The sequence below is a fragment of the Paenibacillus algorifonticola genome (assembly GCF_000971975.1).
Taxonomy (GTDB): Bacteria; Bacillota; Bacilli; order Paenibacillales; family Paenibacillaceae; genus Pristimantibacillus; species Pristimantibacillus algorifonticola.
On record NZ_LAQO01000001.1, the window covers coordinates 210613 to 224868 of the forward strand.

At 47.4% G+C, this 14256-nt stretch carries 15 protein-coding genes and 1 other RNA gene; 6 read left to right on the plus strand and 10 right to left on the minus strand.

The genetic code is table 11. The features are described 5' to 3' along the window. Window positions 1–34: 34 nt before the first annotated feature. Window positions 35–553, plus strand: a complete 519-nt coding sequence (tpx, locus tag WH37_RS07710; RefSeq protein ID WP_046229969.1) for a thiol peroxidase — start codon at window positions 35–37, stop codon at window positions 551–553. A gap of 70 nt (window positions 554–623) precedes the next feature. Here the strand turns inward: tpx and WH37_RS07715 are convergent, their stop codons facing one another. The 4 genes from WH37_RS07715 to WH37_RS07725 all read right to left on the minus strand — a co-directional run bounded on the left by WH37_RS07715 (window position 624) and on the right by WH37_RS07725 (window position 3952). After that, the gene (locus WH37_RS07715) at window positions 624–1019 is read right to left on the minus strand and encodes a DUF1499 domain-containing protein (RefSeq protein WP_046229970.1); all 396 of its coding nucleotides are present in this window, start codon (window positions 1017–1019) and stop codon (window positions 624–626) included. A gap of 111 nt (window positions 1020–1130) precedes the next feature. After that, a non-coding RNA gene (gene ssrS, locus WH37_RS34160) (6S RNA) lies at window positions 1131–1315 on the minus strand. A 45-nt stretch (window positions 1316–1360) separates the two neighbouring features. Further along, window positions 1361–2149 (minus strand): YesL family protein, encoded by a 789-nt coding sequence (locus tag WH37_RS07720; protein ID WP_046229971.1) that lies wholly within the window; start codon window positions 2147–2149, stop codon window positions 1361–1363. A gap of 216 nt (window positions 2150–2365) precedes the next feature. Beyond that, window positions 2366–3952, minus strand: a complete 1587-nt coding sequence (locus WH37_RS07725) for a degradosome RNA helicase CshA (protein WP_046229972.1) — start codon at window positions 3950–3952, stop codon at window positions 2366–2368. A 276-nt stretch (window positions 3953–4228) separates the two neighbouring features. On the opposite strand from WH37_RS07725, the gene WH37_RS07730 reads away from it, so the two are divergent. Both WH37_RS07730 and WH37_RS07735 read left to right on the plus strand, forming a co-directional pair. After that, window positions 4229–4423, plus strand: coding sequence for a hypothetical protein (locus WH37_RS07730; RefSeq protein ID WP_046229973.1), 195 nt, complete (start codon window positions 4229–4231; stop codon window positions 4421–4423). 208 nt (window positions 4424–4631) lie between these two features. After that, window positions 4632–5819, plus strand: a complete 1188-nt coding sequence (locus tag WH37_RS07735; RefSeq protein ID WP_046229974.1) for a putative glycoside hydrolase — start codon at window positions 4632–4634, stop codon at window positions 5817–5819. Between the two features lie 148 nt (window positions 5820–5967). On the opposite strand, the gene pfkA is transcribed toward WH37_RS07735, so the two are convergent. Together pfkA and WH37_RS07745 are read right to left on the minus strand one after the other, a co-directional pair. Next, complete coding sequence (gene pfkA / locus WH37_RS07740; RefSeq protein WP_046229975.1) at window positions 5968–6936, minus strand: 6-phosphofructokinase; 969 nt, start codon at window positions 6934–6936, stop codon at window positions 5968–5970. 31 nt (window positions 6937–6967) lie between these two features. Further along, complete coding sequence (locus tag WH37_RS07745; protein ID WP_082110728.1) at window positions 6968–7996, minus strand: tetraprenyl-beta-curcumene synthase family protein; 1029 nt, start codon at window positions 7994–7996, stop codon at window positions 6968–6970. 261 nt (window positions 7997–8257) lie between these two features. Here WH37_RS07745 and WH37_RS07750 point away from each other — a divergent pair, with 261 nt between their 5' ends. Further along, window positions 8258–9436: an MFS transporter gene (locus tag WH37_RS07750; RefSeq protein WP_046229977.1), complete on the plus strand. Its 1179-nt coding sequence runs from the start codon at window positions 8258–8260 to the stop codon at window positions 9434–9436. Between the two features lie 115 nt (window positions 9437–9551). On the opposite strand, the gene WH37_RS07755 is transcribed toward WH37_RS07750, so the two are convergent. From WH37_RS07755 to WH37_RS07770, 4 genes are all read right to left on the minus strand, one after another. Then, a complete protein-coding gene (locus WH37_RS07755; RefSeq protein ID WP_046229978.1) occupies window positions 9552–10268 on the minus strand; it encodes a YebC/PmpR family DNA-binding transcriptional regulator in 717 nt (238 codons plus the stop codon). 235 nt (window positions 10269–10503) lie between these two features. Next, window positions 10504–12039, minus strand: a complete 1536-nt coding sequence (locus tag WH37_RS07760) for a hypothetical protein (protein ID WP_156182257.1) — start codon at window positions 12037–12039, stop codon at window positions 10504–10506. A 294-nt stretch (window positions 12040–12333) separates the two neighbouring features. Then, window positions 12334–12531: a cold shock domain-containing protein gene (locus tag WH37_RS07765; RefSeq protein WP_046229980.1), complete on the minus strand. Its 198-nt coding sequence runs from the start codon at window positions 12529–12531 to the stop codon at window positions 12334–12336. Between the two features lie 80 nt (window positions 12532–12611). Then, complete coding sequence (locus WH37_RS07770) at window positions 12612–13313, minus strand: class I SAM-dependent methyltransferase (RefSeq protein WP_046229981.1); 702 nt, start codon at window positions 13311–13313, stop codon at window positions 12612–12614. Window positions 13314–13513: 200 nt separating this feature from the next. On the opposite strand from WH37_RS07770, the gene WH37_RS07775 reads away from it, so the two are divergent. Together WH37_RS07775 and WH37_RS07780 are read left to right on the plus strand one after the other, a co-directional pair. Further along, the gene (locus WH37_RS07775; protein WP_046229982.1) at window positions 13514–13747 is read left to right on the plus strand and encodes a hypothetical protein; all 234 of its coding nucleotides are present in this window, start codon (window positions 13514–13516) and stop codon (window positions 13745–13747) included. 78 nt (window positions 13748–13825) lie between these two features. After that, window positions 13826–14008, plus strand: coding sequence for a hypothetical protein (locus WH37_RS07780; RefSeq protein WP_046229983.1), 183 nt, complete (start codon window positions 13826–13828; stop codon window positions 14006–14008). Window positions 14009–14256: the final 248 nt, after the last annotated feature.

Here is a 14256-nt window from a genome sequence, read left to right on the forward strand (position 1 = left end):
TATTGACCATTTAACTTTGAGGAGGACGTTATTCATGTCTCAAGAACGTGCTGGAGCTGCCGCATTTAAAGGCAACCCACTTACATTAGTTGGACCAGAATTGAAAGTGGGCGATAAAGCTCCTGATTTTCAAGTGAACAAAACACTCGTTGATAGCGTATCCTTGAAAGATTATGCTGGTAAAATTAAATTAATCAGCGTTGTTCCTTCTATTGATACAGGCGTATGCGACGCCCAAACCCGCCGTTTCAATGAAGCTGCTGCTTCGCTAGGCGACAACGTTGCTGTACTTACAATCAGCGTGGATCTTCCATTCGCCCAAGCTCGCTGGTGCGGTGCTGCAGGCATCGATAAAGTCGAGCTGCTGTCGGACTACAAACTTAAAAACTTCGGCGAAGCTTATGGCGTTTACATTAAAGAATTTGGCTTGGATATGCGCTCGATCTTCGTAATTGATCAGAACGACACCATTCAATACGTGGAGTATCTGGCAGAAATGACAGAGCACCCGAATTACGAAGCCGCAATTAACGCCGCACAATCGCTCGTATAATTCAGTATACAATCTTTTATCTGCACAAACAAAGCGAGTGAAGGGAAACCTTCCTCGCTTTTTGTACGTTTTATGAGTTTCCGGTCGTTTTATAAGCAGAGAGCTTCTTGTCCAGCGCTCGATAAAGCTCAAGAATAACCCGGTAGTTCGAGCCAAGGTCGCCAAAAGAGCCTCTGGAAGCCGAATAAATATCAACGGCTGCATTTACCGGATTCACGCTAATGACCGACACCGTAATGTCCATCGTCCGACCGAAAGCCGTGCGCTTCTCCAGCACAATCTCCCCAACCGATTGCACTTCATGCAGCACCTTGTAACCTTGCATTTTCTTCAGCGTAGATAATACTTCCTCCCAAGCCTTTTCCTTGGACAATTTGTAAAAATGGGATTTGAGCATCGGGTCTTTGGCTTTATCGCCTGTTTGTTCATGACTGCGCAGCAGCCCGATCACGGTCCGCTTCAACAAAAACGATCTCCCCCTCCAGCATCTTTGTATGTAATATCTATATTAACATGTTTTGTTACACAAAAAAAGAACCCTGAGCGTGTTAGCGCAGCAGAGTCTCTTGAGTGTAGATAAAAACCCGCCTATGCCGTCCGACTTACATGTTTCTGAACCTCGCTTTCGCAAGGTGGGTGTCCGCAGAAACGAATTTGAAGTCCCCTTTAGAGGGCATGTCAGCATCGTAACAATTTAGGTCTCCCGAGAAACAGCCATTGGTTCAAAACAACGTAAAGCCGAAACGAACATCGCAGGATGTATTGTTATTATAAACGTTACCTATACAATTGTAAACGTCTAAACGCTTATTTATTGGACGAGTTCGAATCGCCGTCTGTAAGCTCTGCGAATTCGACCTCTTCTGCCTCTTGGGCGAGCCTTGCTTTCTCCGCCTGCTCCTGCAGCTTCTGGTAAATCATGTAGAAATTCCAGAACGACAGATAAGCAATAATGCTGCCCATAAAAAACGGAATCAAAAAGGTGAAGCGCGTGCTGATGTAGATGACCGCACCACTCATTACCGCAGAGGAGAACGAGCGTATTGGACGGCCAATCGTAATCAGGATGGCATTTTTCAACAATTGAAACGTTTTCATGTGATAATGGACAAGCATAGAAAAAAAGTTGAACAAGGAAATCACCAGCAGCAGCAGCAAAGCAATAAAGATATAAGAAATTAGGCTATACTGGTCGCGATACACAATAAAATCGACAATCATAATGGCAAACAGAATAGCGTAGAAAAACCCGCCGATCATACTTTGAAGATAATTTTCTTTATATCCTCTAAAGTAAGTTTTGAATAGCGGGACATCCGTTTCACCCATCACCCATTTGCGAGCTACCGCAAACATCGCAGCTGTAGCTGGAAATAAGGTGAACGGAGCAACAATCGCCATGAAAATCAATGTTGTTTTAACATGGTCCAGATAAGCAGCCTCATCTAGTGCTGAAGCATTTCCTGGAAATACGCCCACAAACGCCAATAATACGAAAGGAATTGAACATATTAGCCATAATACATTGATTACCGATAATCGCATAATCCATTCGGAGATGCGGTAAAAACCTCCCATTAAACCCCTTGGCTCCATGTGATCTGCCCCCACTATTCCGTCTTGTTCCTTACTATTTTGGTTGTGACATGCACCAAAGCATATTATTCAATCAAGCAGGCTGGCTTAATCAAATGAACAATAAAAAAAGGGAAAGTCAGGACGCCCGTAAGGCATCACGGACTTCCCCGGTTTCTTAAGCTTGGTTATTCGGGCTTATTTCTTCATCCTGTTTAAGAACAGGTTGAAATGACCCTAGTTGTTGTTATTGTTGAAGCCTTCGGTCGACGGTTTCGGACGACGGTTTTCGCTAGTGCGCGGTCTGCTGCTGCCACCATCACGGTTACGGTCATAGCTGCTGCTGCGCGAGCTGGAGCTTGAACCGCCGCTGCCGCCACGTCTGTCATCACGGCCACGATAGCCGCCACCGCCGCTGGAGCTGCGGCCACTGCCGCCGCCAAAGGACGAGGAACCAGAGTAACGACGACCATTCGAACGAATGTCCGGCTTGCGTTTTTTCGCGCGAAGCGGCTCTTCCGGTGTCAGCTCAATATTGACTTCCTTCTTCTCACCTGTCAGCAATTTAACGGCAGCTGCAAGCAAGTGAACGGAATCATATTGCTCAAGCAATTGGATAGCAATCGCTTTGTATTCGGAGAACTCTTCTTCTTGAACAACTTCGAGCAAACGCTCAGCTGTCAAGCGCTGTTTGCCTTCAATCGCTTCCGCGATGCTTGGCAAAGGTTTTTTGTTGATTTTTTGACGTGTAACTTTCTCGATGAAATGCAGGTGATCAAGTTCACGAGGCGTTACGAACGACCATGCAGTACCTTCTTTGCCTGCGCGGCCAGTACGGCCGATACGGTGAACATAGCTCTCCGGATCTTGCGGAAGGTCAAAGTTGATAACATGCGTTACGCCCGATACGTCGAGGCCACGAGCAGCTACATCCGTTGCAACCAGCACATCAATGCTGCCGTCGCGGAATTTGCGCATTACGCTGTCGCGTTGGTTTTGGGACAAGTCGCCGTGAAGGCCGTCTGCCGTGTAACCGCGTTTTTGTAAAGCTTCGCTAAGCTCATCAACCCGGCGCTTCGTACGGCCGAAGATGATAGCTAGCTCTGGAGATTCCATATCAAGCAAACGGCTCAGCGCTTCAAACTTCTGACGCTCATGAACCTCAATATACGCTTGATCGATAAGCGGTGCCGTAACTTGCTTAGGAATAACCGACACATGCTCTGGATTTTTCAGAAATTGCTGTGCAAGCTTCTGAATGTTCGGCGGCATTGTAGCCGAGAACAACATGGTGTGACGCTCGTCCGGCACTTGCTTCAGGATCGACTGAATGTCTTCCATGAAGCCCATGTCCAGCATTTCATCCGCTTCATCAAGAATGACCGTCTGTACATCTTCAAGACGGATCGTCTTACGGTTGATGTGGTCAAGCAAACGTCCTGGTGTACCAATAATAATTTGCGGCTTCTTCTTCAAAGCGCGAATTTGACGTCCAATTTCCTGACCGCCGTAAATTGGCAATGAGCGTAAACCTTTGTATCGAGTCAACTTCCCGATTTCTTCAGCTACCTGAATAGCGAGTTCACGGGTAGGCGTCATAATTAAGGCGACAATGCGCTCCTCGCTTGTCGGAATTTTATTAATGAGCGGAATTCCGAATGCCGCTGTTTTTCCTGTTCCTGTTTGTGCCTGACCAATTAAATCTTGACCAGCCATTGCAATTGGAATAGCTTTGGACTGGATCGGAGTTGACTCCTCAAACCCCAGCTCCGTGATTGCCTGCAACACTTTAGGTTCCAAGCCAAATTCAGCAAATGTTTTCAAACTTTCTCATACTCCTTTTATCTGCAGCCTACTTGAAAAATATCCAAGCTATTATAGCATACAATCATACATCATTACCAGCGCAGGATGAAAACAACTCAAAAGGCGCAGCACGTAAGCGCTTGCTCTATTTAAGATCCGCTGCTCCCCATCTGACACATGGCAGTTAACCCTGTTTTTTTAAAGTTGATCCTGCTATAATGTGGTTATCCCGCTGTTTTAACGTTTTCATGCCATATGTTTTGCCCTGAACCTATGATGAAAGGGTGATGCCAGGTGGATATCGAAACCGTAACACTGTCACAAATTGTAGAGAAGCTTGCACCAGAGCTCAGTCCTTTTCTTACGGATCGGGAACTCTCGATCAATATCGTATTGAGGGACGGACTGGCTGTACTTGAACCGGCGGATGCAATGGAGATTGTTCAGCACAGTATTTGCGAGCACCAAAGAGAAGCCTTACTGCAATGACAAGGGGATATACCGATTGATAGCAAACCTGCTGACGAATGCGTCAGCAGGTTTTTTGCACGCCTTTTTCACCAGAAATTCCCACCCAAAAATGGTGCTTTAAGCAACATTTCTCTGTGTAAAATTACGCTTTTTGAAAAAAATAAGTGTCACGCAGCCTAATTCTGCTTTATAATTTGGAAAGAAGAGCTAGCGGGGAGAGAAGAAAATGGACATCATCTTTTCAACTGTCATGCTGTTATACAGCTTGTTGACGGGAAGCGGAGAGGATCATGCAGCCGCCCGGGAGCTCGCAGCCTCGGTACTCAACGCTTCACTCGGAACAACCATCGTACAGGCGAGCCCATCTGATGGAGGAGGCCAGGGGACGTCTGAGACGGGCGTTAAGCGTGATCCACAGAAGGATGCTCCCATTGTGAAGGGCATCTACGTGACGGCTCACAGTGCAGGTGGAGCGCGTATGGATAGCTTGCTGAAGCTCATGGATGATACGAAGCTGAACAGCATGGTCATCGATGTCAAAGATGACAACGGCTATATCACCTATCCAACTGAGACGCCGGAGCTGCTTGAACTGGGAACTACACAGAAGTACATTCGCGATATTGGCGACTTGATGAAGAAATTGAAGCAGCATGAGGTTTACCCGATTGCCAGAATTGTCGTCTTTAAGGACACTGTGCTGGCACGCCAGCATCCAGAGCTGTCCTTCCGCCATTCCGACGGAACGATTTGGAAAAATGGCCGCGGTGAAAGCTTTGTGAATCCTTATATGAAGGAAGTCTGGAATTACAATGTAGCCGTTGCCAAGGAAGCAGCAAAGCTGGGCTTTAAGGAAATCCAGTTTGATTATGTACGTTTTCCTGAAGGCTTTGATAAGAAAGCCGATTCGCTGAAGTATGAGAAAACAGAGCAGAGCCGGGTTGATGCCGTTGCGGGATTCGTTAAATATGCCCGTGAGCAGCTCGAGCCGCTTGGCGTGCGTGTATCGGTCGATATTTTCGGCTACGCCGCATCGGTGCCTGCTGCCGAAGGAATTGGGCAGGACTTTGTAAAAATTTCCAATGACGTGCACGTCATATCCCCCATGGTTTATCCAAGCCACTACAGCACGGGCTGGTTTAAGCAGAAGGTGCCGGACAAACGCCCTTATGAAACCATCGTAGGCGCTATGGAGGATACACACGCCAAGCTGGACCCGATTGGCGAAGCTAAGCCGATTATCCGCCCTTGGATCCAGGATTTCACAGCCAGCTGGCTCGGGCAGGGCAATTATATGAAATATGGCAAGAAAGAAGTCGAGGCTCAAATTAAGGCGCTATCCGACACCGATATTCATGAATTTCTTTTATGGAACGCAGGCAATAAATACTCAGAGGGCGTTAATTACGAATAAGGATTCGATAAGATTAGCTGCCTTTACTCACGCTTCTCACCACAAACAAATAACCTCCGGCAACGCTTTAAGGCAGCGTACCGGAGGTTATTTGTTTGTTTTTTAAAATGAACCCTTGCTATTTATTGCCCAGACGGGCCTGAAAGCATTATTGCGAAAGGCGCAGCGCAAGCTCATACAAATCCAGGTTGAATGGCTTCTTCGTGTTGACAACTGTGTCGATATCCGTGGAAAGAAACTCTCCGCGCACGATACCGCAAGCTTTGCCCGAATCGCCAGCCATCAGCTGATGCACAGCATAATCGCCAAGACGGCTTGCAAGAATACGGTCAACAGCAGTCGGTGTTCCGCCGCGTTGAATATGTCCAAGAACGGTTACTCGCGGCTCAAGTCCGCAACCACGTGTAATTTCGCTGGATACATCATGCCCATTGCCTGCTCCTTCGGCAACAACAACGATACTGTGGCGTTTGCCTTTGGCAAAGTTGGCTTCCATCCGCTGCGAAACTTCCGTCAAATTGAACGGTACTTCCGGTACAAGAATCGTCTCGGCGCCGCTTGCAAGTCCGGCATAAAGCGCGATATCTCCGCAATGACGGCCCATAACCTCGACGACAGACGAACGCTCATGGGAAGACATCGTGTCGCGGATTTTGTTGATGGCATCGACAACGATGCCAACAGCTGTATCGAAACCGATTGTGTAATCCGTGAAAGGAATATCGTTATCGATCGTTCCTGGCAATACCATCGTCTTGATGCCAAGCTTGCTCAGCTTGTTAGCACCTTGATAAGAGCCGTCGCCGCCAATAACGACCAAACCGTCGATGCCACGCCCACGCAAAACTTCAGCGCCCTTCTCCTGGCCTTCAGCTGTCATAAACTCTTTGCAGCGCGCCGTCTGCAAAATGGTTCCCCCGCGCTGTATAATATCGCCTACGCTGCGAAGATCCATTTGACGCAAATCGTCATTCAGAAGACCCTGATAACCGCGTTGTACACCGTATACTTCCAGCCCGTTATACAAAGCGCTCCGCACTACAGCGCGAACGGCTGCGTTCATCCCTTGGGAGTCACCGCCACTGGTTAATACTGCGATTGATTTTACTGAAGACATAGTCATTCCTCCAAAATGATGTAATATATTGCTAAGCCTGCTGTTTCCTGATCCACACGCTGTTAATTAGGAAAAACAGGCGGGTAAGCGGACTGTTCTTCATCAGCTTGCGCGTTACGCTGCGCACTTCTTTCTGCGCACGCACCTTCGGATCGGATAAATAAAGGGCCAGCAGCCCTTCAATGATAAGGCGATGAAACCGGGAAGCCGGCAAATGCCGCACATCCTCCCTTGCCCACTCCACTATCGTACCGATCCGTTCCGCCATCAAATGGAAGCTGTCGTAATAATTGCAGAAATTCAAATCTCCGCCTGCCTGATCCTCCGCCTGATCGATCAAATAATCAAGCATGATATGCAGGCCGCATACATGCGGAAAATAAATTTCCTTAATCGCAGCCGCATCCTGCTTCGACAGACCATCCCCGCTGGCCGCTAAAAATAGCATAAACATGCCAAGCGTCGATCCGCTGGCCGCTGCGAATTCATTCCATTGCAAGTGCGGGTAGCGCTGTGCATGCTTCTCCCACCATGCGAGCAGCTTCGGCTCACGCAAATCATTGCGGATGTGCTTATACACCTGCAAATCGCCATATAGGCTGACCAGCTCGGTAACGTCACGCTGAACGCTGGCATAGGAAGGAAGCAGCGCTGTCTGGTGCTGGCACACGGCAACGAGGTGGTGCAAATATCCACCGTCGTCCCGCTCCTTCCGGTGGGCATAATAATCCCGGAGCGGCGCTGCCGGATTAACCGCATCAAGCATAGACTGGTGCAATAGGCGGAAATCATCCGCATCAAGAGAAGTGCTGCGATCGCACAAATTGTCCAGGTAGTCGCTAATCGTTTGCAGCGCAACAATAAGCGGTATAAGAATATGCCGCTGCTCCAAGTTGGCCGCTGCATACACGGCCCCGCCCTGACAATGGAACTTCTTGCTCGCTATGCTATTCAGCGCTTGCGTCCGCAGCTCCCTGTCGGGAATTTGCTCTGCCATAGCCCGCAGCTTCCCTAGCTGCGCTTCAACTTCCGGCAGCACATATTTATATACGCGATGCATAAGTTTCAAAGGCCCTCGGGGCGCACGCCTGCCTGAAAATGTCGTCAATCTCACGATGCACCTCCTCCTCTTAAAAAAATGCTGAATAACCGCCGGCTACCAGCCTATTATTACACGATGAATGAAACCTCCACTCATAAATGTACCATTTCAATAAACAATAATCCAGCAGTTCATGCTATAATGGTTTACAATCTATTAATAATTAGCTATAACACCTGTATAATCAAGGTTTTTTACAGTTATGGAGTGAATACAGCAATGACACAACTTGGCCTTGAAAAGGCGAAGCTTAAGACATCCCAAGAAACGCTGCGCCTTCGCGCCTTCAGCTTTTCTGCCTACTCAACACAGGCGCTTCTCGTATCCTACTTGCCTTTATACTTTCTGGCGCGAGGCTATTCCGAGCATCAAATCGGCATTATATATGCAACGGGTCCCTTCATATCCGTCTTTGCCAATTTGCTGCTAGGCTGGGCAAGCGACCGGTTTCAGACGATAAAAAAATTGTTTATATTTTTATTATTCGGGCAGCTGGTCATGATATCGCTGCTGTTTCCGATTCAAGATTTTACGATGATCTGTCTAGTTATGACGATCTTTTATTTTTTTCAGACGCCTATTAATCCATTGAATGACAGTTTGATTTTATTATCCAGTCAATATACAGGTGTTCCTTATGCACTCATTCGCATTTTTGGCTCGCTCGGGTTCGCTATATCCGCCTACTTATTTGGCATTCTATTGAAGCAGATGGGTTCCAATTGGACGCTGCCGCTCGCTGTTTGTACAATTACGATAACGCTTGCGCTCACCTTTCTGCTGCGTGATTATCAAGGGAGTGCCCGCAAAGTGGATTTCAGCGGTTTTTTCAAGCTGCTGGGCAAACGAGAGGTCGTTTCCTTCTTCGTCCTCATTTTGATCGTCTCGATCGCGCATCGTATGTACGAAGGGTTTCTCGCTGTGACGCTGCATCAAATGGGGGCTAGCGACTCGCTCGTCGGTCTCGCATGGACGCTTTCCGCCTGCAGTGAAATACCTGTGCTGTTTCTGCTTGGAAAGTACGGCCATAAATTCAAGGAGCTTCCGCTGCTGTTTATTGCATGTGTATTGTATGCCCTGCGGATGTGGCTGATTGGACATTTAAGCAGCCCCTATCTCGTAGTGGCGACACAACTTATGCACAGTATTACATTCGGCATCTACTTCTCAACTGCTTTGCGTTATATTTCGCAGCTCATTCCCGATGAATTTCGTGCTTCCGGTCAAGCGGTATACGCCGTTGTATGGACAGGCCTTGCCGGTCTGCTCAGCGGTACGGTTGGCGGCTATGTTTATGAAAGCTTCGGACGTACAGCCTTCTTTAATTTAGGCACTACGCTTGCTTTAATAGCAGCAGCAGGTTTTATTTACAAACATTTTACGAGGCGCAGCGCATAAAACAATGCTAAATGAGCCACTGGCTCATGAGATATAGCAAAAAAACAGCTTCGGGCTCCACATAACCATGTGGTTCTCGAAGCTGTTTTTTTGCTCCAGCCTGTCTATGTAGACGTTAGTCCTCAAGCTCGAAGTTCGTATATACGTCCTGTACATCGTCATTATCGTCGAAGGAGTCCATCATTTTGGACAGCTTGTCCGCATTTTCGCCCTCTACGGCGACCATGTTTTGCGGCAGCCAACGTACTCCTGCGCTCACAAACGTATAGCCTTCCGCTTCCAATGCGCCTTTCACCTGCTCGAACTCATGCGGATGCGTCAAAATCTCGAAGCTGTCGTCGTTTACGACAAGATCCTCTGCTCCAGCTTCCAGCGTCACCATCATCATCGAGTCTTCATCAATTTCTAAATCCTCACGGTCCACAACAAGCAAGCCTTTATGATCAAACATATAGGCTACACAGCCGCTTTCTCCCATATTGCCGCCACGCTTATTAAAAGCCGAGCGTACATCAGCCGCCGTACGATTGCGATTGTCCGTCAAACAACGAACCATAATCGCTACTCCGCCCGGGCCGTAACCTTCATACATAATTTCTTCATAATCGACTGCGTCGCCGCCCGTCGCCTTCTTGATTGCCCGCTCAACGTTATCATTCGGCATTTGCTCCGCACGTGCATTGGCAATAGCTGTCTTCAGACCAAAATTCGCTTCGGGATTCGCTCCGCCCTTACGTGCCTGCACATAAATTTCACGCGACAGCTTTACAAACTTATTATTTTTAGCCTGATCGGCCTTCCCTTTGCGATCCTTAAACAATTTAAACTTCATGCCACTCGCTCCTCCGACAAAGATTCCACCTAACAGTGTATCATTTCCCGCCTAATCCGGTCAAAGTCTAAAATGCGAAAAACGCATGGCAAAATTACGAACAACATCACTTCCGCCCCATAGCTATGCCATGCTTTCTCCATCCCATCGATCAAGCAGATTTCCCGCTGCGTGCGGCCCATCCTCTCAAAACGAGCTGTAGATTTAACCCCGGTGTCGGACATTCATCATAGAATTATGAAATATAGCCTTTCTCTCTCCAATATTCCATCGCAAAATCTTCTCCACAAAACGGTTTCGTTCCATCCAGCATATCTTGGTTGCAGCGTGCTAGCAGCTTTTTGCCTTTTTCAAAAAATTTGACCGCATCCAGCAATTTAGCTCCGCCTTCGTAATTCACCATCCTATAATCGTCATCATCTTCATCTTCTGAATACTGAACGGAAACACATTCAGAGCCGTCCATATGCTTTTGTATACGGTATGAGAAATATTCGACCTTGGCATCGCCCTGTTCATCGGTATAGTCTCTGGCCAAGCGCACCAAAGCCGATTGCGGGGCATCATTGTAAAGTTCACCCTCTTGCCGAAATGCGAAATATACATCGCCGATCCATAGTCCATTCCGCTCTTCATCATAATAATCGTTATAGGGCTCAACAAGCGGGAGAGCCAACAGCTCGCGTATATGCAGCGGATCAATGAGATGACGGGCGTATTCATAGGTTGATACAGCTTGCAGCAAATGAGCCCAATTTTGCTGGCAAAGCTGCTGGATAACGGCTGGTGAATCATCATCGATCTCCGACCAATCCGTATGCTCGCCCGTGACTCTGCGATATTTGCCTGATAACTGCCATTGCATAGTGCGTGACTGATCTACAGACACCGATTGTGCAACAACAGGTTCTATTTTAAGCAAAGCCCCATACTCCTCGCCATCCTGAAAATAGACGCTTCGAAAATGTCCCGAAGTCGCTTCATTGCCATATGCAGTTGCACGGAAAAACTGATCGCCCAGCCAAAACTCATAGCTTGAGCTAGTATCTTCGGGTTCACCCTGGAAGCATAGAGAATCAGCAGTCACCTGCTGCATATAAAGCGGCTGGAGTTGTGTATCTTCGAATAAAAAAGGAATTTGCGGCTGCTCATGAATCGGCTTGATTCGATCTTCATATAGAATAGGCTTGTCTTCTTCCAGAAGACGCAGCATTTCCTCTCTCCAAACGGATGGCTCCTCATCCTCATCTAAAATAATTTCCGGAACAAAAAGCTCGGTCATGTCGAAGCCCTGCCATACACCAAAGTCGTCCCAATCCTCTATGTATCGTTCAAAGGCTGATGTCCCTTGAATGCGCACTCTATATTGATCGCTCGTGATCATCAGCTTCGCCTGCATATTGCCCTCAACGATGAGATCGCCGTGATTATAATCTCCCCAGAACATTTCATCCACCTGCAAATTGCCGACGACATGGATCTCCTGCCCACCAGCAACCATATGGCTGGCGCGCATATCGCCAAGAACGATCAGGCCGGTAGCACCATCTGTATCTGTATTGCCAATATAGCGATCCACAATCAAATTTCCTTCAACGAGAATGAGCATAGCATTCAGGTCGAGCAAGAGCTCGCTAAGCCGCAAATCCCCTTTATAATACCAAACTTCCTCCTCTTCAAATTCGCCATCATTTTGTTCATTGCGCAAGTAATACCAGCTCTCACGAGGCAATTTCAGCTTGATTTCACTAAAGCGAATCCTCTGAAACACAGCTTCTGCTCCCATCATCATTCTCCCCCTTTAAAATTAGTTAAAAAACGAGGTTCGTCACGGTCTATTTTGCAACCAGGCCATTTGAAATGAGCCTCTTCTTGCTTTAGTTTTACGTATTTCCCGCTCCAAGGTTCTCCTTTTTCTCCCCCTTTTCCACTCTTTTCAAACTATTTTTCAGCACCACCTGTCACCTTATGACCTATAGGCATGCAAAAATGCGAAAAGGAGCCCCCGGATTAACCGGAAGCTCCTGTACATGCTGCAATCAAGTATTATAAGAAACTTCGAATCTTATAATTTAACGACGTTAGCCGCTTGTGCACCGCGATTGCCTTCAGTGATGTCGAACTCTACCTCTTGGCCTTCGTCAAGCGATTTGAAGCCTTCGCTTTGGATAGCGGAGAAATGAACGAATACATCCTCGCCGCCTTCTACCGAGATAAAGCCATAGCCTTTCTCTGCGTTAAACCATTTAACTGTTCCTTTCAAATGAACAACCTCCTAAAAAATAAACCGCTGTTTAATCAGCGTATACCCTATATTATACAGTCTTAAACTGGAAAATGCAATTAAACCCTAATTTTCAAAAATAAATCTGAACCAGGAATAAAAGGAAGGTTCGCTGGCATAAACTCAGCCTGCCCGCCCCGCTCTGCGACAGCCTTTAGCAGCTCATCCATGTGCGGGTAAGCATTCCAGCTTAGCGACAACAGCGGGTAAATTCGCACCTGTCCGCCCGGCTTGCACAGACGCATCATTTCCAAAACAGCCTGCTTATGGAAATTAAAATCAAACTGCTCCGCATACAAAAATAAAAAATGGCTGCATAACACAAGCGAGAAGGTCCCTTGACCAAACGGAAGCTGCGGCAGCTGCCCGAAACGATACCGATCTTTTCCCGCTTCAGAGCGCAAATGGTTCGCAAACAGCTCAAGCGAACGCTCTCTTCCCGCACGATGAAGGGCGGGGTCCTTATAATAGCTCCAGTCGAATGCCTCCTGCAAAGCGATCAGCTTGTTTGTGGAAATTTCAATTTCATCTGCAGACTGTGCTATCCACGACTCGACATCTCCGGCATAACGCGGATCAACAGCATGGGCATCATAACCGCGGGCACACGCCTCAGCAGTAAAAGAAGCGCCTCCAGCAGCAATGTCCAAAAGGGGACCCGCGCCCAAATCGCTTTCTTCCAGCCCAAACATGCGTAAATACTCATCATAACCCCGACAGGTGATAGCAACGCCTACCTGCTCATACTTCAATTGCTTCATCTTCTCATCTCTCCTCGTCTCAGCTACACTCTTCCTCGCGATTACGCTCCTATCTCTATAGAAGCTTCGCCTCACAAATGCCTCTTTCCCGCATTATAGCTGATATTATAACACCGTCCCTTATTGCTTTCCACCCCCTAGATAGCTAAAATAGTAAGAATACGGTGTAAGCCGTAATGAAAGGTAAGGTGACCTATAACATGTTCAAGAAATACGAGATATTCAAAACCGACAAGTACAATATGCTGACGGTCGAAGTACAGGGGAAAACCCTCGTCGTACGAGATATTTCCGACCAATGGGGCGAAGAATGCTTTACGTTTGTAAGCCGTCCTGAAATGATGCATTGGGCCGAAAATCGCTTCCGTGCTGACCAGTATGTTGGCCGCGAGGAAGAACGGGAGAACATCATCCGTGCTTTCAAGGAAGTATAAGCAGGATAATTTAACCTTTACAGCGAAGACTAACGAGGCAATGTTGTGCTTGCGGCTACAGGGGGTGTACTTTTCAAGATGGATTTAATGACTAATATCATCTTTATTGTCGCTTCCTTTGCACTGGGGTGGATTGTCCTCGCAAAACGGGATTCACTCGCTCCCAATTTGCGCCGCGGGCTTGCGCTTGCTTCTATTGTTTTAATTGCATTCTCGTTTTTTCTCATTGTATTCAGTCTGTTTCAGATGGGAAGCTCATAAGCGCTGGCAGCTGACAAGCCATACACCAAGGAGCAGCCGCCTTCGCATCAAATACAAGGAAAGTTCTTGTATTTCAACATAACCTGACAGCCTCCGGTACATACTAGGTACAAATTTATGCCCGGAGGCGAACGCAACTATGAAATGGCTACCCGTCCTTGTTTCTTTAAGCCTGACAGCCGGAATTAGCGGCGCTGAGGGAATGATTCAGCCCGCCTATTCCAAAACTGCACCACATGCTACTTCAT

Coding starts and splice junctions, on each gene's coding strand:
- tpx (WP_046229969.1), top strand. CDS start 35: ATGTCTCAAGAACGTGCTGGAGCTGCCGCATTTAAAGGCAACCCACTT.
- WH37_RS07720 (WP_046229971.1), bottom strand. CDS start 2,149: ATGGAGCCAAGGGGTTTAATGGGAGGTTTTTACCGCATCTCCGAATGG.
- WH37_RS07735 (WP_046229974.1), top strand. CDS start 4,632: ATGGACATCATCTTTTCAACTGTCATGCTGTTATACAGCTTGTTGACG.
- pfkA (WP_046229975.1), bottom strand. CDS start 6,936: ATGTCTTCAGTAAAATCAATCGCAGTATTAACCAGTGGCGGTGACTCC.
- WH37_RS07745 (WP_082110728.1), bottom strand. CDS start 7,996: ATGCATCGCGTATATAAATATGTGCTGCCGGAAGTTGAAGCGCAGCTA.
- WH37_RS07750 (WP_046229977.1), top strand. CDS start 8,258: ATGACACAACTTGGCCTTGAAAAGGCGAAGCTTAAGACATCCCAAGAA.
- WH37_RS07755 (WP_046229978.1), bottom strand. CDS start 10,268: ATGAAGTTTAAATTGTTTAAGGATCGCAAAGGGAAGGCCGATCAGGCT.
- WH37_RS07770 (WP_046229981.1), bottom strand. CDS start 13,313: ATGAAGCAATTGAAGTATGAGCAGGTAGGCGTTGCTATCACCTGTCGG.
- WH37_RS07775 (WP_046229982.1), top strand. CDS start 13,514: ATGTTCAAGAAATACGAGATATTCAAAACCGACAAGTACAATATGCTG.
- WH37_RS07780 (WP_046229983.1), top strand. CDS start 13,826: ATGGATTTAATGACTAATATCATCTTTATTGTCGCTTCCTTTGCACTG.